An 18950-nucleotide genomic window follows, 5' to 3' on the forward strand; every position below is an offset into this window, starting at 1 on the left:
TGATGGAATCTTCCCCGGACGACCGGCGGCGTGAAGGGACACCGATCGTGACACTCCCGCTAGCCGACGGCGGCGCACACGACAGCGCCGCAGGGCCGGTCACCCGCCGCGCCCACGACGGCTTCCGGCAGCGGTACGGCGTACCGCCGGCCGGTGTGTGGGCGGCACCCGGGCGGGTCAACCTGATCGGCGAGCACACCGACTACAACGACGGCTTCGTACTGCCGTTCGCCCTGCCGCACCGCACCGTCGTCGCGGCCGGCCCGACAGAGCTGGCCGGCCCGACAGAGCTGGCCGGCCCGACAGAGCTGGCCGGCCCGGCGGAGCCCGGCTGGACCGTCTGGTCGGAGCAGTCCGGCGAGGAGATCGCGTTCAGCGCCGCCGACGCGGACCGGCCCGGCGCGGTCGACGGCTGGGGCGGCTACGTCGCCGGGGTGGTGTGGGCGCTACGCGAGGCCGGGTACGCCGTACCGGCCGCCCGGTTGGCCATCGCGTCCGACGTACCGCTCGGCGCCGGCCTGTCGTCGTCGGCGGCGCTGGAGTCCGCGGTGCTGACCGCCCTGACCGACCTCGGCGGCATCGGCCCCGACCGGCTGCCGGTGGACCGGCGGCCGGCGCTGGCCCAGCGGGCGGAGAACGGCTACGCCGGGGTGCCCTGCGGGATCATGGACCAGTCGGCGTCGATCCGTTGCCGGGCCGGGCACGCGCTGTTCCTGGACTGCCGGTCGCTCGACGTCGAACACGTCCCGTTCGACCTGGCCGCCGCCGGGCTGGCCGTCCTGGTGATCGACACCCGGGCGCCGCACCGGCACGTCTCCGGGGAGTACGCCGCCCGCCGGGCCGCCTGCGAACGGGCGGCCGGGCTGCTCGGCGTGCCAGCGCTTCGCGACGTGCCGGTCGACGGTCTGCCGGCCGCGCTGGACCGGCTGCCGGACGACCCGACGCGACGCCGGGTCCGGCACGTGGTCACCGAGAACCACCGGGTCGGCGAGACGGTGACGCTGCTGCGGGCCGGCCGGATCCGCGAGATCGGCCCGCTGCTGACCGCCTCGCACGCGTCTATGCGCGACGACTTCGAGATCACCGTGCCGGAGGTGGACGTCGCGGTGACCGCGGCGCTGGCCGGCGGCGCGTACGGGGCCCGGATGACCGGCGGCGGCTTCGGCGGTTGCGTGTTGGCGCTGGTCGATGCGGATGCCGCCGACCGGGTGGCGGCCACAGTGGGCGCGGCGTACGCCGACCACGGCTTCCCGCCGCCGACGTTGTTCACCGCCCTGCCCTGCGCGGGAGCCGAACGGATCCACTAACCTCGCCGCGACACATTAGACCAGTGGCGGCGGAGGTGCCCGTGGTGCAGGAGATGACCGACCGGCCGGCGGAGGACACCCCGTTCCTGGTCCGGATCGACGGACGCCGGTTCCTGATCTGGGCCGGCGGGCTGGCCGCCGTCTGCTGGTTGCTGGCCGGTGGGCTGCTCGGCGGGGTGGCGTACCTGGTCGCGAGGGAGGCGGCGGTCGGCCGCTCGGCGACGATGGCGCTGGCCGGCCTGCCGGTGCTGCTGCTCGGCGGGTTGCTGGCCGCGACGGTTGTCATGTGGCACGGCCGGTTCACCGGCCGTGGCCCGGTGCTGGCCGCCGACCGGACCGGGGTCTGGGTGGCGAACGGCAGTTTCCGCGCCAACCCGGTCTGGCTGCCGTGGGACGCGGTGTCGGCGGTGCAGGTCCGCCGTACCGGGATCGAGGATCTGATCTTCATCGACGCGCAGACGCCGCACCCGGCGGTGCCGCCGGGTGCCCGGCTGATGGTGCCGACCATGCTGCTGGACTGCGGCAGCACCCAGATCGTGGCGGCGCTCGGCGCACTCGCCGCCGGCCGGGCCCCGGTCTACGGACGCTGGTGAGCTCAGCCGGAAGGTCGGGCCCGCCGGTGACAGCGGACCCGACCCGTCGACCCTGGGTCAGCCGGCTTCGATGATCATGCCGGCGGCGGCGGTCCGGTTCGTCGACTCGTCGATCAGGATGAAACCGCCGGTGGTCCGGTTCCGCCGGTACTCGTCGGTGAGCAGCGGGACCGTGGTCCGGAAGGTGACCCGGCCGATGTCGTTGAGGCCGAGCTGGCTGGCGGACTCGTCGCGGTGCAACGTGTTGACGTCCAGCCGGTACTGCACGCCACGGACCACGGCGCGGGCGCTGCGGGTGGTGTGCTTGATGGCGTACTTGCCGCCCACCTGCAGTGGCCGTGTCTCGTCCATCCAGCAGATCATCGCCTCGACGTCCTGGGCCGGGGTCGGCGCGTTGTGCGGCCGGCAGATCAGGTCGCCCCGGGAGATGTCCAGCTCGTCGGTGAGCCGGACGGTCACCGACATCGGCGGGAACGCCTCGTCGACCGGGCCGTCGGCGGTCTCGATGCTGGCGATCGTGCTGGTCAGCCCGGACGGCAGCACCATCACCTCGTCGCCGGGCTTGAGCACCCCGGAGGCGACCTGGCCGGCGTAGCCGCGGTAGTCGGTGACGGTGGTCGACTGCGGCCGGATCACGCACTGCACCGGGAACCGCACGTCGACCAGGTTGCGGTCGGAGGCGATGTGCACGTGCTCCAGGTGGTGCAGCAGCGACGGGCCTTCGTACCACGGGCTGCGCTCGGAGCGGGTGGCGATGTTGTCGCCGTTCAACGCCGAGATCGGGATGACCGACAGGTCGGGCACCTCGAGCTTGGCGGCGAAGGTGGTGAACTCGTCGGCGATCGTCTCGTAGACCGACTGGTCCCAGTCGACCAGGTCCATCTTGTTGACGCAGAGCACCAGGTGCGGCACCCGCAGCAGCGAGCAGAGGAACGCGTGCCGGCGGGACTGCTCGACCAGGCCCTTGCGGGCGTCGACCAGGATCAGCGCCAGGTCGGCGGTGGAGGCACCGGTGACCATGTTGCGGGTGTACTGGGTGTGCCCGGGGGTGTCGGCGATGATGAACTTCCGCCGGGGGGTGGCGAAGTAGCGGTACGCCACGTCGATGGTGATGCCCTGCTCCCGCTCGGCGCGCAGTCCGTCGGTGAGCAGCGCCAGGTTGGTGTACTCGTCGCCCCGGGCCGCGCTGACCGCCTCGACCGCTTCCAGCTGGTCGGTGAAGAGCGACTTGGTGTCGTAGAGCAGCCGACCGATCAGGGTCGACTTGCCGTCGTCGACGCTGCCGGCGGTGGCGAACCGCAGCAGGTCCATGGCCCGGGTGGTGGGGGCGTCAGCCGTCACCGTCATCAGAAGTAGCCCTCCCGCTTGCGGTCCTCCATGGCGGCCTCACTGACCCGGTCGTCGCCCCGGGTGGCGCCACGCTCGGTGATCCGGGTCGCGGCGACCTCGTCGATCACCTTCTCGACGGTGTCCGCCGGGGAGCGGACCGCCGCCGTGCAGGAGGCGTCGCCGACGGTACGGTAACGAACCTGCTCGATGAACGACGTCTCGCCGGAGCGGGGCTGGATGAACTCGTTGACGGCGTACAGCATGCCGTCGCGCTCGATCACCTCGCGCTCGTGGGCGAAGTAGATCGGCGGCAGCTCGATCCGCTCCCGGGCGATGTAGTGCCAGACGTCCAGCTCGGTCCAGTTGGACAGCGGGAAGACCCGGATCGACTCGCCGGGATGGTGCCGGCCGTTGTACAGCGACCACAGCTCGGGGCGCTGGTTCTTCGGGTCCCACTGGCCGAACTCGTCACGGAACGAGAAGACCCGCTCCTTGGCCCGGGCCTTCTCCTCGTCCCGGCGGGCCCCGCCGAACAGGGCGTCGAACCGGTACTTCTCGACCGCGGCCAGCAGCACCGGGGTCTGAATCCGGTTGCGCATCCCGTCCGGCGACTCGTGGACCAGCCCCGACTCGATGGCTTCCGGCACGCTGGCGACGACCAACTGCAGGCCGAGCTCGTCGACCCGGCGGTCCCGGTAGTCGAGCACCTCGGCGAAGTTGTGCCCGGTGTCGACGTGCATCACCGGGAACGGGATCCGGGCCGGGGCGAACGCCTTCTGCGCCAGCCGCAGCATGACGATCGAGTCCTTGCCGCCGGAGAAGAGCAGCACCGGCCGCTCCAGCTCGGCGACGACCTCGCGCATGACGAAGATGCTCTCCGCCTCCAGCGCGTCGAGGTGGGAGACGCGGTACGCGGTCGCGTTGGTCATCACACCCACCCCTGGTTGTGGGTCATCCGAAGCTTGGTCATCCGAATACCAGACCTTTCCGGTTGGCAAGCTGGAGATAGGGGGTCAGGATACCTGCAGATGCTGTCGCAACGCTGCGAGCAGTTTGCTGGCAAGATCTCGTCGGCAGACCACCAAATCTGGCAGCCGCGGGTTGGCCTCGTTGTATTGCAGCGCGGATCCGTCGATCCGGGAAGCGTGCAGACCGGTGGCGGTCGCCACGGCGACCGGCGCGGCCGAGTCCCACTCGTACTGGCCGCCGGCGTGCACGTAGGCGTCGGCGTCGCCGGCGATCACCGCGGCGATCTTGGCACCGGCCGAACCCATCGGCACCAGCTCGGCGCCGAGCTGCTCGGCGAGCGCGGTGACGAAGGCGGGTGGCCGGCTGCGGCTGGCGGCCAGCCGGATCGCCCCCGAGCCGGGCATGCCGGGCGCCGGCATCGGCGGGTACGGCGGCGGGTGCTCGGTGCTGATCGTGCGGTGCTGGGCGGGCAGGCCCACCGCGCCGGCGACCAGCCGGTGCGGCGTGGAGCCGCTGCGGGACCAGAGCGCCACGTGCACCGCCCAGTCGGCGCGGCCCTCCTCGGAGAACTCCCGGGTGCCGTCGAGCGGGTCGATGATCCACACCCGGTCGGCGGTGAGCCGGGAAGGCCCGGCCCCGGTCGAGGTCTCGGCGTCCGGGTCGGGCAGCGCCTGGCGGGCGCCGTCGTCCTCCTCCGACAGCACCGCGTCCGCCGGCCGCCAACGGGCCAGTTCGGTACGGAGCAGGTCGTGGGAGACCTTGTCACCGGCCGCCTTGAGCGCGGTCGGGTCGGCGTACCCCAGCTCCTCACGGACCTGGAGCAGCGACTCGCCGGCGCGCCCGGCGAGCCATCGGGCGAATGCGGCGTCGGTTACCGGCGGCGTGCTCATCTGGCTCCTCTCCTACCTGCCCGGCGGGCACCGGGCCGTCCACCCGGAATCCACGGGCGGTGTTCTGCCCGGTTCACGATCCAGCTGTCCCAGATGTAACGCCACAGCCGCCTCTCAGGTGCTGTGGTACGTGTTCTGGGCCCACTCGAGCCCTCGGACGACCACCGCTTCCACCAGGTCAGCGGCCCGATCGACGAGAAAGTCGAGCTCCTTGCGTTCAGTTGTCGAGAAATCTGACAAAACATAATCTGCTGGATCCTGGCGACCGGGCGGACGCCCGACCCCGAACCTGACCCGCAGGTACTCCTTGCTGCCGAGCGACCGGGACATGGAGCGCAGCCCGTTGTGGCCGCCCTCTCCACCACCCTGCTTCACCCGCAGTCGACCGTAGTCGATGTCCAGCTCGTCGTGCACCGTGACGATCTGCTCGACCGGCACCTTGTAGAACTTCGCCAACGCCGCCACCGGGCCGCCGGAGAGGTTCATGAACGTCATCGGCTTCGCCAGCACCAGCTTCGGGCCGCCCAGGCCGAGCCGACCCTCGCCGGACTCGGCCGCCGCCCGACGGTGCCGGCTCAACCGCACACCCAGCCGACCGGCGAGCAGGTCCGCGACCATGAACCCGACATTGTGTCGGTTACGGGCGTACTCCCGGCCCGGGTTGCCCAGCCCGACGACCAGCCACGGCGCCGTCTCCACCACACCTCCTGAAACGGATCAAGGCGTCACCGCCGCGGCAAGGCCGGCAGCGGGACGCCCGGATCGTCGAACGGCAGGTCAGACCGGCTGCTCGGCGGCGCCCTCGGGAACGGCCCCCTCGGCCGTCTCCTCGCCCGCCTCCGTGTCGAGCTGGGCGGCGCTCGGCGCGGCGGAGACCACCACGAGCACGGTCGCCGGGTCGCCGGTCAACTCGACCCCGCCCGGCAGCTGAACGTCGCCGGCGGTGACGTGCGAGCCAGGCTCCAGACCCTCGATCGACACCTCCAGCGACTCCGGCACCCGGGTCGCCTCGGCGCTGACCGACAGCGTGTCGTGCTCGTGCATCACCAGGGTGCCCTTGGCCGGCTCGCCGACCAGCTGCACCGAGATGTCCACGGTGACCTTCTCGCCCCGACGGACCAGCAGCAGGTCGACGTGCTCGAAGGTGTCCTTGACCGGGTCACGCTGGATCGCCTTGGTCAACGCCAGCGCCTGGGTGCCGTCGGTGATCTCGATGGCGAACAGCTGATTGGCGCCGCCGTGCCGGATCGCGGCGGCGAACTCACGGGCGGGCAACGCGATGTGCTTGGGCTTCTCGCCGTGGCCGTACAGCACGGCGGGCACCTTGCCGGCCCGGCGGGTACGGCGGGCACCACCCTTACCGAACTCGGTGCGGGGCTCGGCGCTGATCTTTACCTCGGACACGGGAGTACTCCTGGAGTTTCGGCAGTGCGTGCGGGGGAACCTGATCCGGCTCCGGAGAGACGGACGCGATGTCGGCGGTGCCGGGCGAAGGGGCACGCTGGGCGCTCGTCCAACTGGGCAGTGCCCGGAGCACCGCGTCGATCACGGTGCTTCCGGGCGGCAGCGCTTCGTCAGCAGCGGCCCGCAGGGCACCCTCGCCGTGGCAACCGCACCAGTCTACCCGAGGCTGGTGAACTGGTTCAGGCAGTACCCCTGTGCGGTCAGCTCAGCCCGCGCGAGCGGGGCCGAATGCCGGCTCAGCCCGCGCGGGCGCGGGCTGAAATCAGCTCAGCCCGCCGAACAGCGTCGTCACCGAGCCGTCGTCGAAGACTTCGCGGATCGCCCGGGCCAGCAGCGGCGCGATGGACAGCACGGTGAGCTTGTCCAACTGCTTCTCCGCCGGCAACGGCAGGGTGTTGGTCACCACCACCTCGCTGATCCGGCTGTTCTTCAACCGCTCGGTGGCCGGGTCGGACAGTAGCGCGTGGGTGGCCGCGACCGCGATGTCCGACGCGCCGGCCTCGTAGAGGATCTCCGCCGCCTTGGTGATCGTCCCGCCGGTGTCGATCATGTCGTCGACGATCAGGCAGACCCGGCCCTCGACGTCGCCGACCACCCGGTTCGCCACCACCTGGTTCGGCTTGAGCGGGTCCCGGGTCTTGTGGATGAAGGCCAGCGGGCAGCCGCCGAGCCGGTCGGTCCAGCGCTCGGCCACCCGTACCCGGCCGGAGTCCGGGGCGACCACGGTCATCGGCCGTCCGGCGAAGCGCTCCTCGACGTAGCCGGCCAGGATGCCCATCGCGAAGAGGTGGTCGACCGGGCCGTCGAAGAAGCCCTGGATCTGCGCGGTGTGCAGATCGACGGTGAGGATCCGGTTCGCCCCGGCGGTGCGCAGCAGGTCGGCGATCAGCCGGGCGGAGATCGGCTCCCGGCCGCGGTGCTTCTTGTCCTGACGCGAGTACGGGTAGAACGGCAGCACCACGGTGATCCGCTTGGCCGAGCCACGCTTCAGCGCGTCGATCATGATCAGGGTCTCCATCACCCAGCGGTTGACGCCGTGGGTGACCGACTGGACGACGAACGCGTCCGAGCCGCGGACCGACTCCTTGAACCGGACGAAGATCTCACCGTTGGAGAACTCGTACGAGTCGGACGGGGTGGGTGCGATGCCGAGCACCTCACCGATCTCCTCGGCGAGCTCGGGGAAACCCCGGCCGGTGAAAAGCATCAGGCTCTTGCGGTTCTCGGCGACGATGCTGCCCATCGAGACGTCTGCTCCCGTCAGGGTGGTTGCGGACGCCGACCTGGCTGGGCCGTACGCCGCTGGACTAGTCAGTCGCAGTATCTCCCGGAACCGGGTCGCCGGCACCGTGATGGTGGGCCGCTTCACCGTTACCGGCCCCGACCTGCCCGTTACCGACCCCGACCTGCCCGTTTTCGGCACCGGCCGCACCGGCCCCGGCGCGCTCGGCCGCCGCCGCGGCGGCGGTGCCCGGCCGGCGGGACTGCACCCAGCCGTCGACCGTGCGCTGCTGGGCCCGGGTGACGGCGAGCGCGCCGGGCGGCACGTCCCGGTTCACCACGCTGCCTGCGCCGACGTACGCGCCGGCGCCGATCTCGACCGGGGCGATCAGGCTGCTGTCGCAGCCGACGAAGGCGGACTCCCCGACCGTGGTGTGACTCTTGTGCACCCCGTCGTAGTTGACGAAGATCGTCGCCGCGCCGATGTTGGCCCGGGCGCCGATCGTGGCGTCCCCGACGTAGCTCAGATGCGGCACCTTGGCGCCCGCGCCGATCTGCGACTTCTTCACCTCGACGAAGGTGCCGACCTTGGCCCGCTCGTCGAGCTGGGCGTCCGGGCGCAGATAGGCGTACGGGCCGACGCTGGCGCCGGCGCCGATCCGGGCCTGCACGGCGTGCGAGCGCAGCACGGTCGCGCCCGGGCCGACAGTGGTGTCGATCAGCGTGACGTCCGGCCCGACGGTGGCCTCGGCACCGACCGTGCTGGTGCCGTACAGCTGGGTGTTCTGCTCGACGACGGCGTCGCGTTCCAGGTGCACGGTCACGTCGATCCAGGTGGTGGCCGGGTCGAGGATGCTCACCCCGGCGCGCATCCAGCCCTCGTTGACCCGGTCGGCGAGCAGCCGGCGCAGCCGGGCCAGCTCCACCCGGTCGTTGCAGCCCAGGGTCTCGGTCACGTCGGCGGCGACGTGCACGCCGACCGGCGCTCCGGCGGCGGCGAGCAGGCCGACGGCGTCGGTCAGGTACTCCTCGCCCTGATCGTTGTCGGTGGTGAGCTTGCCGAGCGCGTCGCGCAGCCCGGCCGCGTCAAAGGCGTAGATCCCGGCGTTGATCTCGCGGATCCGGCGCTGCTCCGGGCTGGCGTCGCGCTCCTCGACGATGCGTTCCAGGCCGCCGGCCGGGTCGCGGACGATCCGGCCCAGACCGGTCGGGTCGGCGACCTCGGCGGTCAGCACGGTAGCGGCCGCGCCGGCCGACTCGTGTGCCTCGATCAGCTCGGTCACCGTCTCCGGGCGCAGCAGCGGTACGTCGCCGTTGAGCACCACGACGGTGCCGGTGGCGTCGGGGGCGGCCGCCATCGCCAGCCGGACCGCGTGCCCGGTGCCGTGCTGCACGGCCTGCAGCACCGGCACGGCCGCCGGGGCGATCTCCGACAGGTGGGCGGTGACCTGCTCGGCGCGGTGTCCGACGACGACCAGGGTGCGCTCGGCGGCGGCGGCCGCAGCGGCGGCGAGGACGTGCCCGACCAGGGTCCGGCCGAGCAGCGGGTGCAGCACTTTGGGTAGCGCCGATTTCATCCGCTTGCCTTCGCCGGCAGCGAGGACGACCACGGTACGGGACCGGGGCTGGATCACGAGAAATGCTCCCGTCAGGGCGGCGGCACACCTGCTTGACCTGGCACGACACCCAGCGTCACCGCCGGCGGTCTGAGTGTCGCGGGAAGCTCGGCCGCTAGGACTCGAACCTAGAATATCGGGACCAAAACCCGAGGTGTTGCCAATTACACCACGGCCGATCGTGCTACGGACACAGCCTAGCGTGCCGGGCGGATCCCGGCGTACTCCCGTTCGCCCGACCGTGCGATCCGACTCGGGAACTCGACCGTAGAAAACTACGGCTCCGTAGGTTACGGTGACGTAGGCGTAAGTTCCCGTTGTTTCACCGCTGGCCGCCGCACCGGCTGGAACGCCCCCGGCGCACCGCGGTCGAACCGTCACCGCTGCGAGGTGCCATGTCAACCGCCCTACTCGAACCACCACAGACCAACCCCGGCCCCGCCCCCAAGCCGCTGACCGTCGGCAAACAGTCGCTCGGTGTGCTGATCGCCCTCGGCGCCTTCGTGACCGTCCCGTTCCTGGCGCTGCTCGCCGCCGTACCGGTCGCCTGGGGCGGCTGGCTGGGCTGGACCGACGTCGTCATCGGGCTGGTCTTCTACGTGGTCGCCGGGCTGGGCATCACCGTCGGGTTCCACCGGTACTTCACCCACGGCTCGTTCAAGGCGAAGCGGTGGCTGCGGATCACCCTGGCGCTCGCCGGCTCGCTGGCGATCGAGGGCAACGTGATCCAGTGGGTCGCCGACCACCGCCGCCACCACGCCTTCAGCGACATCGAAGGTGACCCGCACTCCCCGTGGCGGTTCGGCACCAGCGTCTGGGGACTGACCAAGGGCCTGCTCTACGCCCACGTCGGCTGGCTGTTCCACCGGGACCTGACCAACCAGGAGCGGTTCACCCCGGACCTGCTCGCCGACAAGGACGTCCGCCGCATCGACCGGCTCTTCCCGCTGCTCGTGGTGGTCACCATGGTCTCCCCCGCGCTGATCGGCGGCCTGGCCACCTGGTCCTGGCAGGGCGCGCTGACCGCGTTCTTCTGGGCCGGCCTGGTCCGGGTGGCGCTGCTGCACCACATCACCTGGTCGATCAACTCGGTCTGCCACGTCTACGGGGAACGCCCGTTCGAGGTGCGGCAGGGCGACAAGGCGTCGAACTTCTGGCCGCTGGCCATCCTGTCCTTCGGCGAGAGCTGGCACAACCTGCACCACGCCGACCCGACCTGTGCCCGGCACGGCGTACTGCGCGGGCAGATCGACATCTCCGCACGGGTGATCTGGCTGCTGGAGAAGACCGGCGCGGTCTCCAACGTCCGCTGGCCGAAGCCCGATCGGATCGCGGCCAAGCTGGTCAAGCCGGCTGGCTGAGCCGGACCGCGGCCGGTACGGCTACCCACCGGGTCGGTGCGGGCACCGACCCGGTGGCCCGGCACTGGCAGGATGAGCCAAGTGACGGACAACCCAACCACCAACGGTGACGCTTCACCGGGCGGCACACCGGCACCGCCACCACCACCGGCGGCACCGGCCAAACCGAACTCCCGGGTCCGTATGTCGGCCGCGCAACGGCGGGAGCAGCTGATCGTCATCGGGCGGCAGCTCTTCGCCGAACGGGGGTTCGACGCCACCTCCATCGAGGAGGTCGCCTCCCGGGCGAAGGTCTCCAAGCCGGTGGTGTACGAGCACTTCGGCGGCAAGGAAGGGCTGTACGCGGTCGTGGTGGACCGGGAGGTCCGCGCCCTGCTCGACCGGATCACCACCGCGCTGACCGCCGGGCATCCGCGTGAGCTGCTGGAGCAGGCCGCGCTGGCACTGCTGGACTACATCGAGGCGGAGACGAACGGCTTCCGGGTGCTGGTCCGCGAGTCGCCGCTGCTGTCGGCCGCCGGCAACTTCTCCAGCGTGATGAACGACGTGGCGCACCAGGTGGAACACATCCTCGGTGCCGAGTTCAAGAGCCGGGGGTACGACCCGAAGCTCGCCGAGCTGTACTCCCAGGCGCTGGTCGGGATGGTCGCGCTGACCGGGCGCTGGTGGCTGGAGGTACGCAAACCGCGCAAGGAGACGGTCGCCGCGCACCTGGTCAACCTGGCCTGGAACGGCCTGTCCCACCTGGAAGCAAAACCCACCCTGCTGACCCGGCGCCGCAAGCACTGACCGCCGGGCCGGGCGGGTCGGTCCGGCGTACGCTCACCGCCGGGCCTGCTCGGCCGGTCGGTGCGCGCCGCGCCGGTAGCGTTCCTCGTCGCCGGCTGCCTCGGCCGGCCCCACCTTGTCGTACAGGCCGGTGGCCAGGAAGATCAGGCCGAAGATCAGCGACACGATCACGGTCGACATCGAGAAGTTCAGGAAGTTGGCATCGGTCTGCAGCAGGGCCATCATCAGCAGGCCGGTGACCATGAAGACCACCGCGATGGTGAGGTTGGCCAGGTGCCCGGCCCGGCCGCCGATGACCGCCCCGATCAGGATCAGCCCGCCGTAGACGATCGAAGACATCGAGAACGCGAGGTTGGTGCGCAGCCCGAGCACCCAGACGTCGTCCCGGGCGAACAGCGGATCACCCCAGGTCGCGACCGTTCCGGCGACGCCGAAGATCAGCACGTACAGGCCGGTCAGCCCGGCGATCGTCCGGTAGACCGGCCGCAGCGGGTGGTTGACCGGGATGTGCGCCATGGCTGCCGCTCCTGTCGCCGATCCAGGACCCGCGTCGCGGCGACGCGGGCGTCTCTCCCCGGATTCTCCCGCCGTGAGCGGGTGGCGCGCAGCCGAACCGGCCGGTAGGCAGCCGCTGGACCAGGTCAGAGCACCAGCCGGCCGTCCCGCCACGCCTGGGCCTCCTGCTCGCTGCCGGTCCGGCCGTACATGGCGGCCATCAGCAGCACCAAGCCGATGATCATCACGACCAGGCAGGTGCTGACCGTGAAGTTGAGGAAGTTGGCGTCGGTGCGCAGCACCGCCAGCTCGGCCAGGCTCAACGCCATCAGACCGTACGCCAGCACCTTGTTGATCGCCGTGTCGATGTTGCGGCCGAGCCCTACGCCGGCCAGCACGGCCACGCCCAACACCAGGCACAGCCCGGAGAAGCCGAGGTTGGCGCCCTGACCGAGCACCCGGCTGTCGTTCTGCGCGAAGAGGGCATCGCCGCTGGTGACGATGATCCCGGCGACACCGAAGATCACCAGGTAGAGGCCGGTCAGCGCGGCGACCGCCCGGTAGATCGGCCGGGCGGGGTGGTTGACGGGGGTGTGCATGGGGTCTGCTCCAACGCCGACGGGGGTGGTCGCCGACGATTGTCGCTCATCGCCCGCGACCAGCGGGGGGTGGCCCCGGCCGGCGCGGCCCGGCTCACCAACCGGCCGGCTCACCTGACCCCCTAGCTCACCTGTTCGGCCAGGGCGAGCCATTCCTCCTCGGTACGGCCGCGCTGTGCCTGCACCTCACGCAGTCGGGCGTCCAGCTCGGCGAGCCGGTTGAAGTCGGTGGCGTGCCGGGCCAGCTCCTCGTGCAGCGCCGCCTCCTGCCGCTCCAGCTTGCCGACCTGGCGCTCCAGTCGGGCCAGCTCCTTGCGGGCTGCCCGCAGGTCACCGGCGGACAGCCCGCCACCGGCGGCGTCACCCACCGACCGGTCGCCGGCCCCCGCCGGGCCGGCCGTACCCGAACCAGCCGCCCGGTCGGCCCCGGAGCCGGTCCCGGCTGCCCGCGCCGCCCCGGAGCCGGCGGCATCGCCGGCCCGAGCCAGGTACTCGTCGACCCCGCCGGGCAGGTGCACCAGCCGGCCGTCGCCGAACATGCCGTACGCCTCGTCGGTGACCCGCTCGATCAGGTACCGGTCGTGGCTGGCCACGATCAGCGTGCCCGGCCACGAGTCGAGCAGGTCCTCCAGCGCCGCCAGGGTGTCGGTGTCCAGGTCGTTGGTGGGCTCGTCGAGCAGCAGCACGTTCGGCTCGCCGGCCAGCAGCCGCAGCAGCTGCAGCCGACGACGCTCGCCACCGGACAGATCGCCGACCGGGGTCCACAGTCGCCGGTCGGTGAAGCCGAACATCTCGGCGAACTGGGTGGCGGCCAACTCCCGGTCGCCGAACACCACCCGGCGGGCGACCTCCTCCACCGCCTCCAACACCCGCAGCTCACCGGGGAGTTCGGCCAGCTCCTGGGACAGAAACGCCGGCCGGACCGTCGCCCCGGTGACCACCCGGCCCTGCTGCGGGGCGCGGACCCCGGCCAGCAGCCGCAGCAGCGTGGTCTTGCCGGCACCGTTGGCACCGACGATCGCGAACCGGTCCCCCGGACCGATCTGCCAGGTCAGCCCGTCGAGGATCAGCTTCTCCCCGGCGTACGCGGTCACGTCGTCCAGCTCGTAGACCTGCTTGCCGAGCCGGGCGGTGGCCAGCCGGTGCAGCGACACGGTGTCGCGCGGCGGCGGGACGTCGGCGATCAGCGCGTTGGCCGCCTCGATCCGAAACCGCGGCTTCGAGGTACGGGCCGGCGGGCCACGGCGCAGCCAGGCGATCTCCTTGCGGAGCAGGTTCTGCCGGCGAGCCTCGGTGGCCGCCGCGACCCGCTCCCGTTCGGCGCGGGCCAGCGTCCAGGCGGCGAACCCGCCCTCGTAGGCGCGGACCGTCTGGTCGGCGACCTCCCAGGTGTTGGTGCAGACCTCGTCGAGGAACCACCGGTCGTGGGTGACCACCACCAGCGCGCCCCGGCGCCGCTGCACCAGGTACGCGGCGAGCCAGGCCACCCCGGCGACGTCCAGATGGTTGGTCGGCTCGTCCAGGATCAGCAGCTCGGCCGGGCGGATCAGCAACGCGGCCAGGGCGACCCGGCGCCGCTCGCCGCCGGACATCGGCCCGACCGGCTGGTCCAGACCAAGGTGCGGCATGCCGAGACCGTCCAGGACGGTACGCACCCCGGCGTCGCCGGCCCACTCGTGCTCGGCGCCGAACCCCTCGGCCAGCCACGCGGTGCCGAGCACCACGTCCCGTACGGAGGCGTCGCCGGCCAGGTCGAGCGTCTGGGGCAGCGCGGCGACCCGCAGGTCCCGGCGGTGGGTGACCCGGCCGGCGTCGGGTTCCTCGGCCTTGGTGAGCAGCCGCAGCAGGGTCGATTTCCCGGCGCCGTTGAGACCGACGACGCCGATCCGGTCGCTGTCGTCCAGTCCCAGCGAGACCTCGGTGAGCAGCTGCCCGGCAGCGCCGTAGCCCTTGGACACCCGGTCCAGATTGACGATGTTCACCATGCTCCGAGCTTCGTTGCGGTGGACGCTTCGTTGCGGTGGACGGCGGTGGACGGCGGCCGCCCTCGGTCGGCGCGGCCGGCCCGGTCCCGGGCGGCGGGGCCGACCCGGTCAGACTAGCCGGGCACCGGGTACCGCACCGTGCGCGAGGTGCACGTCACGGCAGACCCCGGCGTCGTCCAGCGCGGCCGCGACGGTGGCCGCACCGGCCGCGGCCGCGGCCAGGAAGACACAGGTCGGGCCGGACCCGGAGACCATACCGGCCAGCGCCCCGGCGGCCACCCCGGTGTCCAGCACCTGCTTGATCGCCGGACGCATGGACAACGCGGCCGGTTCGAGGTCGTTGCCGAGCGCGCCGGCCAGTACCTGCGGATCCCGTTGGCGCAGCGCGGCCAGCAACTCGTCGGCGGCGCCGACCGGCGGCGGCGCCGCACCGGCGGCGCGCAACCGGTCCAGCTCGGCGTAGACCTGAGGGGTGGACAGGCCGCCGTCGGCCACCGCGACGACCCAGTGCCAGGTGGTGGGTCGGGCCAGCACCGGGCTGATCGCCTCGCCCCGGCCGGTGCCCAGCGCGGTGCCACCGTGCAGCAGGAACGGCACGTCCGAACCGAGGCCGGCGGCCAGCCCGGCCAGATCGTCCCGGGACAGCCCGGTCCCCCACAGTTCGTCGCAGGCGACCAGCGCGGCGGCGGCGTCCGCGCTGCCGCCGGCCAGGCCGGCGGCGAGCGGGATCTGCTTGCGCAGGTGCAGTCGGGCGTGCGCGGGGACCCGGGCGTGCGCGGCCAGCGCCCGGGCGGCACGCAGCACCAGGTTGGAGTCGTCCAGCGCCAGCTCGCCGGTGCCCTCACCGTCCATGGTCAGGATCAGGGTGTCGGCCCGTCGGGCGGTCAGCTCGTCGTAGAGCGCGATCGCGTGGTAGACGGTGCTCACCTCGTGGTAGCCGTCGGACCGGAGCGGGCCGACGGCCAACCGCAGGTTGATCTTGGCTGGCACCCGTACCTTGACCGAGCTGCGCGCGCCGCGACGGAACCCTTCGTCCTCGTCGCCCGGCCGCCACGCCTCGGTCACCGGGAAATACCCCGGCTGAGATGGGCCGCGCGGGTACCTCTCGTCACGATCACGGCCGCCAGCCTACTCGGCCACCGTTTCGGCCAGCGGCGCCGCCGCAGCGATCGCCGCGAACTGCGTCACGGTCAATGCCTCGCCTCGCGCGCCCGGGTCGACCCCGGCCGTGGCCAGCACCGCCGCCGCCCGGTCCGCCCCGCCGGCCCAGCCGGCCAGCGCCGCCCGCAGCGTCTTGCGGCGCTGCGCGAACGCGGCGTCCACCACGGCGAAGACCCGCCGGCGGAACCCGTCCACCGGCTGGCCCGGCGGGATCGTCGGCGGCTCCCGCCGGGTGAACGCGACCAGCCCGGAGTCGACGTTGGGCGCCGGCCAGAACACGCTCGGCGGCACCCGACCGGCGGTGCGGGCGGCGGCGTACCAGGCCAGCTTCACCGACGGTACGCCGTAGGTGCGTGAACCCGGGCCGGCGACCAGCCGGTCGGCCACCTCTTTCTGCACCATCACCAGCCCTTGCCGCAGGCCGGGCAGCTCGGCGAGCAGGTGCAGCACCACCGGCACCGCCACGTTGTACGGCAGGTTGGCCACCAGCGCCGTCGGCTCCGGCCCGCCGAGACCGGCGGCGGTGATCCGCAGCGCGTCGGCGGTGTGCGCGGTCAGACGGGCGAGGTCACCGCCGCAGCCGGCGACGGTCGGCGGCAGCGCGCCGGCCAGTACCGGATCGATCTCCACCGCGTGCAGGTGGCGTACCTGGTCGAGCAGGCCCAGGGTCAGCGAGCCGAGCCCGGGGCCGATCTCCAGCACCACCGCGTCCGGCGGCAGGTCGGCGGCGGACACGATCCGCCGGACCGTGTTCGGGTCGTGCACGAAGTTCTGCCCGAGCCGTTTGGTGGGCGCCACCGCCAGCCGGCCGGCCAGTTCCCGGAGCTGCGCCGGGCCGAGCAGCTCGGTCACCGGCTCACCACGGCCCGAAGACCCGGTCGCCGGTGGCCGAGATCGCGGCGCACAGCTCGGTCAGGTCGGTGCCGGTGACCTCGGCCAGCAGCCGGACGGTGTGCGGGATCAGATAGGAAGCGTTCGGCCGGCCCCGGTGCGGCGCCGGCGTCAGATACGGCGCGTCGGTCTCCACCAGCAGCTGCTCGACCGGCGTCACGGCGGCCGCGGCGCGCAGCCCGGCGGCGTTGCCGAAGGTCACCGTACCGGCGAAGCTGAGTACGAAGCCGCGCCGCACGCAGTCGGCGGCGAAATCCGCGTCGCCGGAGAAGCAGTGCATCACCACGGTCTGCGGGGCGCCTTCGGAGTCGAGCACCCGCAGCACGTCGGCGTGCGCGTCCCGGTCGTGAATCACCAGCGGCTTACCGTACCGCTTGGCGATCGCGATGTGCGCCCGGAAGCTGGCCTGCTGCGCGGCGAGGCCGTCCGGCCCGGTCCGGAAGTGGTCCAGCCCGGTCTCGCCGACGCCGCGCACCCGGTCGGCGGCGGCCAGCGCCTCGATCTCGCGCAGCGCCTCGTCCAGGTCGGCCAGTCGGGGTGCCTCGTTGGGGTGCAGGGCGACCGTGGCGACCACCGCCGGGGTGCCGCCCGCCAGCTCGGTGCCCCAGCGCGACGACTCCAGGTCGACACCGACCTGGACCAGCCGGTCTACGCCGACCGACGCGGCCTGGGCGATCAGGGTGGCCACCGGGTCGCCGCTGTCCCGGCCGGGCACCGCCGGTTCGGCGACGGTCAGGTCCAGGTGGGTGTGGCTGTCGATCACCGGTACGGGCAGTGGGTCGGGTGGCGGTGGGAACTCCCCGGCCCGGCGGGCGGCCCGTTGCCGGCGGGTCTCGGCTGGCTGCGTCATCATCGGACAGCATCACACGTCCCGGTCCGGCCGGTTCACCGGCCCACCCGGGCGACACCGTCAATGGACATTCGCCGGCAACCGCGCGTTCACCCGAAGCGGTGACCCGGCAACTACCGTCGGCGACGTGACTCTGAGCTCTGCGCGTGGCGGCGTCGCCGATGCCCCGGCCGGCCTGCACGTCCGCTTCGAGGGTGCGGTCTACCCGGCTGAGGAGATCGCCCGGGGTGCCGCGTACCGGCTGGTCAGCCCGGACCCGGCAGCCGGCTTCCAGCGCGATGGCCGAGGCCGCTGGTTCCGCCACGTACACGCCAGCGAGGTCGGCCCGATCTCCGGCGCGGGTGCCTTCGGTGCCGGCGCGGGTGCCTTCGGTGCCGGCGCGGCGGCGGACGACCGCGCCGACGATCCGGGCGACAGTCCGCTGATGGCCCCGTTGACCCGGGCCGCCAGCTGGGCGGACGTGCATCAGCTGAGTCAGACGCCGACGGCCGCCGACCATCCGGCGATCACCGTGGTCCGGCGCACCGCGACGGTCCGGCGCGGCACCCGGATGATGAAGGTCCTCTCCGGCCGGCAGGTGGCCGGCTTCCTGCGCGGCTGGTCACCGGCTGGTTTCTGCTACCGGGAGTACGACATCGCGCACCTGCGTACCCCGGCCGACCTGGCCCTGCTGCGCACCGACGACGAGGGCGGGCGGGACAGCCTGGAGGTGGCGTACGCGCTGCGCTGGCGGGCCATCGGCGCCGACGACTACGAGATTCCGGCCGGCCCGGCGTACCAGGGGCTGGCCACCATGCCGCCGCGGGACCGGATCGGCCCACCGGTGCTCGGCACCGGGTTCACCCCGAGCGAACGCCACCTGATCCCCGAGTTCGTCACCGCCGGCTGCACCGACCTGCCGATGCCGGCCAACGCCGCCCTGCTGGCATACACCCCGGACGGTGCGGAGGTGGTGCTGTACACGTACCAGCCGGAGCAGCGCGGCTGGATCCGGATGGCCGGACCGCAGCGACGGGCCCTGCTCGACGGCATCCCCGACGTCCCGTCCGACCAGGAGTACCTGCGCACCGGCGACCTGCCGCAGTCGACCCAACTGGTCGGCACCCACGCCGGCCAGACCTACGAGGCGGTCGCCGACCCGCCGCACGAGTTCCGGGTGCTGGCGATGACCCGGGCCGCCCGCTACCCGGTCGACTCGCTGGCCCGCCGGGTGCGGCTCGCCACCTGGCGCGACACCCGCTGCCAGGTGCTGCGGCAGGACTCCGGGTGGAGCCGGCTGCGGCTGTGCCGGCCCACCCCGGAGGCGGTCGCGTCGCTCGGCGCGCAGTGCTACGAACGCGGGGTGTACGAGGTGTGGGCACCGAGTGTGGAGATCTCCGACGAAGGCCCGACCGACCTGCCGTACCAGCTGTGAACCGGCCGGACCAGCC

18 protein-coding genes and 1 tRNA gene are annotated in these 18950 nt (G+C 72.4%); 5 read left to right on the forward strand and 14 right to left on the reverse strand.

What is annotated here, in order from left to right:
• The first annotated feature begins 47 nt into the window (after positions 1-47).
• Together galK and EDC02_RS29735 are read left to right on the forward strand one after the other, a co-directional pair.
• Complete coding sequence (galK, locus tag EDC02_RS29730; protein ID WP_233606509.1) at positions 48-1307, forward strand: galactokinase; 1260 nt, start codon at positions 48-50, stop codon at positions 1305-1307.
• Between the two features lie 44 nt (positions 1308-1351).
• Positions 1352-1900 (forward strand): hypothetical protein, encoded by a 549-nt coding sequence (locus EDC02_RS29735; protein WP_148083694.1) that lies wholly within the window; start codon positions 1352-1354, stop codon positions 1898-1900.
• A gap of 57 nt (positions 1901-1957) precedes the next feature.
• Here EDC02_RS29735 and EDC02_RS29740 read toward each other — a convergent pair whose 3' ends face one another.
• From EDC02_RS29740 to EDC02_RS29775, 8 genes are all read right to left on the reverse strand, one after another.
• Complete coding sequence (locus EDC02_RS29740) at positions 1958-3247, reverse strand: sulfate adenylyltransferase subunit 1 (protein ID WP_123605619.1); 1290 nt, start codon at positions 3245-3247, stop codon at positions 1958-1960.
• The gene (gene cysD, locus EDC02_RS29745; RefSeq protein ID WP_123607219.1) at positions 3247-4158 is read right to left on the reverse strand and encodes a sulfate adenylyltransferase subunit CysD; all 912 of its coding nucleotides are present in this window, start codon (positions 4156-4158) and stop codon (positions 3247-3249) included. Before cysD ends, EDC02_RS29740 begins: the two co-directional genes overlap by 1 nt.
• An 84-nt stretch (positions 4159-4242) precedes the next feature.
• The gene (locus EDC02_RS29750) at positions 4243-5088 is read right to left on the reverse strand and encodes a 3'(2'),5'-bisphosphate nucleotidase CysQ (protein ID WP_123605620.1); all 846 of its coding nucleotides are present in this window, start codon (positions 5086-5088) and stop codon (positions 4243-4245) included.
• A 114-nt stretch (positions 5089-5202) separates the two neighbouring features.
• The gene (gene pth, locus EDC02_RS29755) at positions 5203-5790 is read right to left on the reverse strand and encodes an aminoacyl-tRNA hydrolase (protein ID WP_123605621.1); all 588 of its coding nucleotides are present in this window, start codon (positions 5788-5790) and stop codon (positions 5203-5205) included.
• Between the two features lie 75 nt (positions 5791-5865).
• The gene (locus EDC02_RS29760; protein WP_123605622.1) at positions 5866-6492 is read right to left on the reverse strand and encodes a 50S ribosomal protein L25/general stress protein Ctc; all 627 of its coding nucleotides are present in this window, start codon (positions 6490-6492) and stop codon (positions 5866-5868) included.
• Positions 6493-6814: 322 nt separating this feature from the next.
• Positions 6815-7795: a ribose-phosphate diphosphokinase gene (locus tag EDC02_RS29765; RefSeq protein ID WP_123605623.1), complete on the reverse strand. Its 981-nt coding sequence runs from the start codon at positions 7793-7795 to the stop codon at positions 6815-6817.
• A 64-nt stretch (positions 7796-7859) separates the two neighbouring features.
• Positions 7860-9350 carry a bifunctional UDP-N-acetylglucosamine diphosphorylase/glucosamine-1-phosphate N-acetyltransferase GlmU gene (gene glmU / locus EDC02_RS29770; RefSeq protein WP_233606694.1) on the reverse strand — a complete coding sequence of 497 codons (1491 nt, stop codon included), beginning with the start codon at positions 9348-9350 and terminating at the stop codon, positions 7860-7862.
• 146 nt (positions 9351-9496) lie between these two features.
• Positions 9497-9568, reverse strand: a tRNA-Gln gene (locus tag EDC02_RS29775).
• 216 nt (positions 9569-9784) lie between these two features.
• Between EDC02_RS29775 and EDC02_RS29780 the strand changes: the two genes are divergently transcribed.
• Entirely contained in the window at positions 9785-10750 is a 966-nt protein-coding gene (locus EDC02_RS29780) for an acyl-CoA desaturase (protein ID WP_123607220.1), read from the forward strand.
• Between the two features lie 183 nt (positions 10751-10933).
• Positions 10934-11539, forward strand: a complete 606-nt coding sequence (locus tag EDC02_RS29785) for a TetR/AcrR family transcriptional regulator (protein ID WP_123607221.1) — start codon at positions 10934-10936, stop codon at positions 11537-11539.
• A 33-nt stretch (positions 11540-11572) separates the two neighbouring features.
• On the opposite strand, the gene EDC02_RS29790 is transcribed toward EDC02_RS29785, so the two are convergent.
• The 6 genes from EDC02_RS29790 to EDC02_RS29815 all read right to left on the reverse strand — a co-directional run bounded on the left by EDC02_RS29790 (position 11573) and on the right by EDC02_RS29815 (position 17520).
• The gene (locus tag EDC02_RS29790; protein ID WP_123605625.1) at positions 11573-12055 is read right to left on the reverse strand and encodes a DUF4383 domain-containing protein; all 483 of its coding nucleotides are present in this window, start codon (positions 12053-12055) and stop codon (positions 11573-11575) included.
• Positions 12056-12180: 125 nt separating this feature from the next.
• Positions 12181-12633 carry a DUF4383 domain-containing protein gene (locus tag EDC02_RS29795; protein ID WP_123605626.1) on the reverse strand — a complete coding sequence of 151 codons (453 nt, stop codon included), beginning with the start codon at positions 12631-12633 and terminating at the stop codon, positions 12181-12183.
• 122 nt (positions 12634-12755) lie between these two features.
• Entirely contained in the window at positions 12756-14618 is a 1863-nt protein-coding gene (locus EDC02_RS29800; RefSeq protein ID WP_123605627.1) for an ABC-F family ATP-binding cassette domain-containing protein, read from the reverse strand.
• Positions 14619-14726: 108 nt separating this feature from the next.
• Entirely contained in the window at positions 14727-15683 is a 957-nt protein-coding gene (locus EDC02_RS29805; protein WP_123605628.1) for a 4-(cytidine 5'-diphospho)-2-C-methyl-D-erythritol kinase, read from the reverse strand.
• Positions 15684-15746: 63 nt separating this feature from the next.
• Complete coding sequence (gene rsmA, locus EDC02_RS29810) at positions 15747-16631, reverse strand: 16S rRNA (adenine(1518)-N(6)/adenine(1519)-N(6))-dimethyltransferase RsmA (RefSeq protein WP_123605629.1); 885 nt, start codon at positions 16629-16631, stop codon at positions 15747-15749.
• Between the two features lie 4 nt (positions 16632-16635).
• Entirely contained in the window at positions 16636-17520 is an 885-nt protein-coding gene (locus EDC02_RS29815) for a TatD family hydrolase (RefSeq protein ID WP_123605630.1), read from the reverse strand.
• A 127-nt stretch (positions 17521-17647) separates the two neighbouring features.
• Between EDC02_RS29815 and EDC02_RS29820 the strand changes: the two genes are divergently transcribed.
• Entirely contained in the window at positions 17648-18934 is a 1287-nt protein-coding gene (locus tag EDC02_RS29820) for a hypothetical protein (protein WP_123607222.1), read from the forward strand.
• Positions 18935-18950: the final 16 nt, after the last annotated feature.

The organism is Micromonospora sp. Llam0, from assembly GCF_003751085.1.
Lineage (GTDB): Bacteria > Actinomycetota > Actinomycetes > Mycobacteriales > Micromonosporaceae > Micromonospora_E.

Excerpts from the sequence above, each read along its gene's own strand:
- EDC02_RS29740 (WP_123605619.1), bottom strand. The coding sequence starts at position 3,247 with ATGACGGTGACGGCTGACGCCCCCACCACCCGGGCCATGGACCTGCTG.
- cysD (WP_123607219.1), bottom strand. The coding sequence starts at position 4,158 with ATGACCAACGCGACCGCGTACCGCGTCTCCCACCTCGACGCGCTGGAG.
- EDC02_RS29750 (WP_123605620.1), bottom strand. The coding sequence starts at position 5,088 with ATGAGCACGCCGCCGGTAACCGACGCCGCATTCGCCCGATGGCTCGCC.
- EDC02_RS29765 (WP_123605623.1), bottom strand. The coding sequence starts at position 7,795 with ATGGGCAGCATCGTCGCCGAGAACCGCAAGAGCCTGATGCTTTTCACC.
- glmU (WP_233606694.1), bottom strand. The coding sequence starts at position 9,350 with ATGAAATCGGCGCTACCCAAAGTGCTGCACCCGCTGCTCGGCCGGACC.
- EDC02_RS29780 (WP_123607220.1), top strand. The coding sequence starts at position 9,785 with ATGTCAACCGCCCTACTCGAACCACCACAGACCAACCCCGGCCCCGCC.
- EDC02_RS29785 (WP_123607221.1), top strand. The coding sequence starts at position 10,934 with ATGTCGGCCGCGCAACGGCGGGAGCAGCTGATCGTCATCGGGCGGCAG.
- EDC02_RS29790 (WP_123605625.1), bottom strand. The coding sequence starts at position 12,055 with ATGGCGCACATCCCGGTCAACCACCCGCTGCGGCCGGTCTACCGGACG.
- EDC02_RS29795 (WP_123605626.1), bottom strand. The coding sequence starts at position 12,633 with ATGCACACCCCCGTCAACCACCCCGCCCGGCCGATCTACCGGGCGGTC.
- EDC02_RS29800 (WP_123605627.1), bottom strand. The coding sequence starts at position 14,618 with ATGGTGAACATCGTCAATCTGGACCGGGTGTCCAAGGGCTACGGCGCT.
- EDC02_RS29815 (WP_123605630.1), bottom strand. The coding sequence starts at position 17,520 with ATGACGCAGCCAGCCGAGACCCGCCGGCAACGGGCCGCCCGCCGGGCC.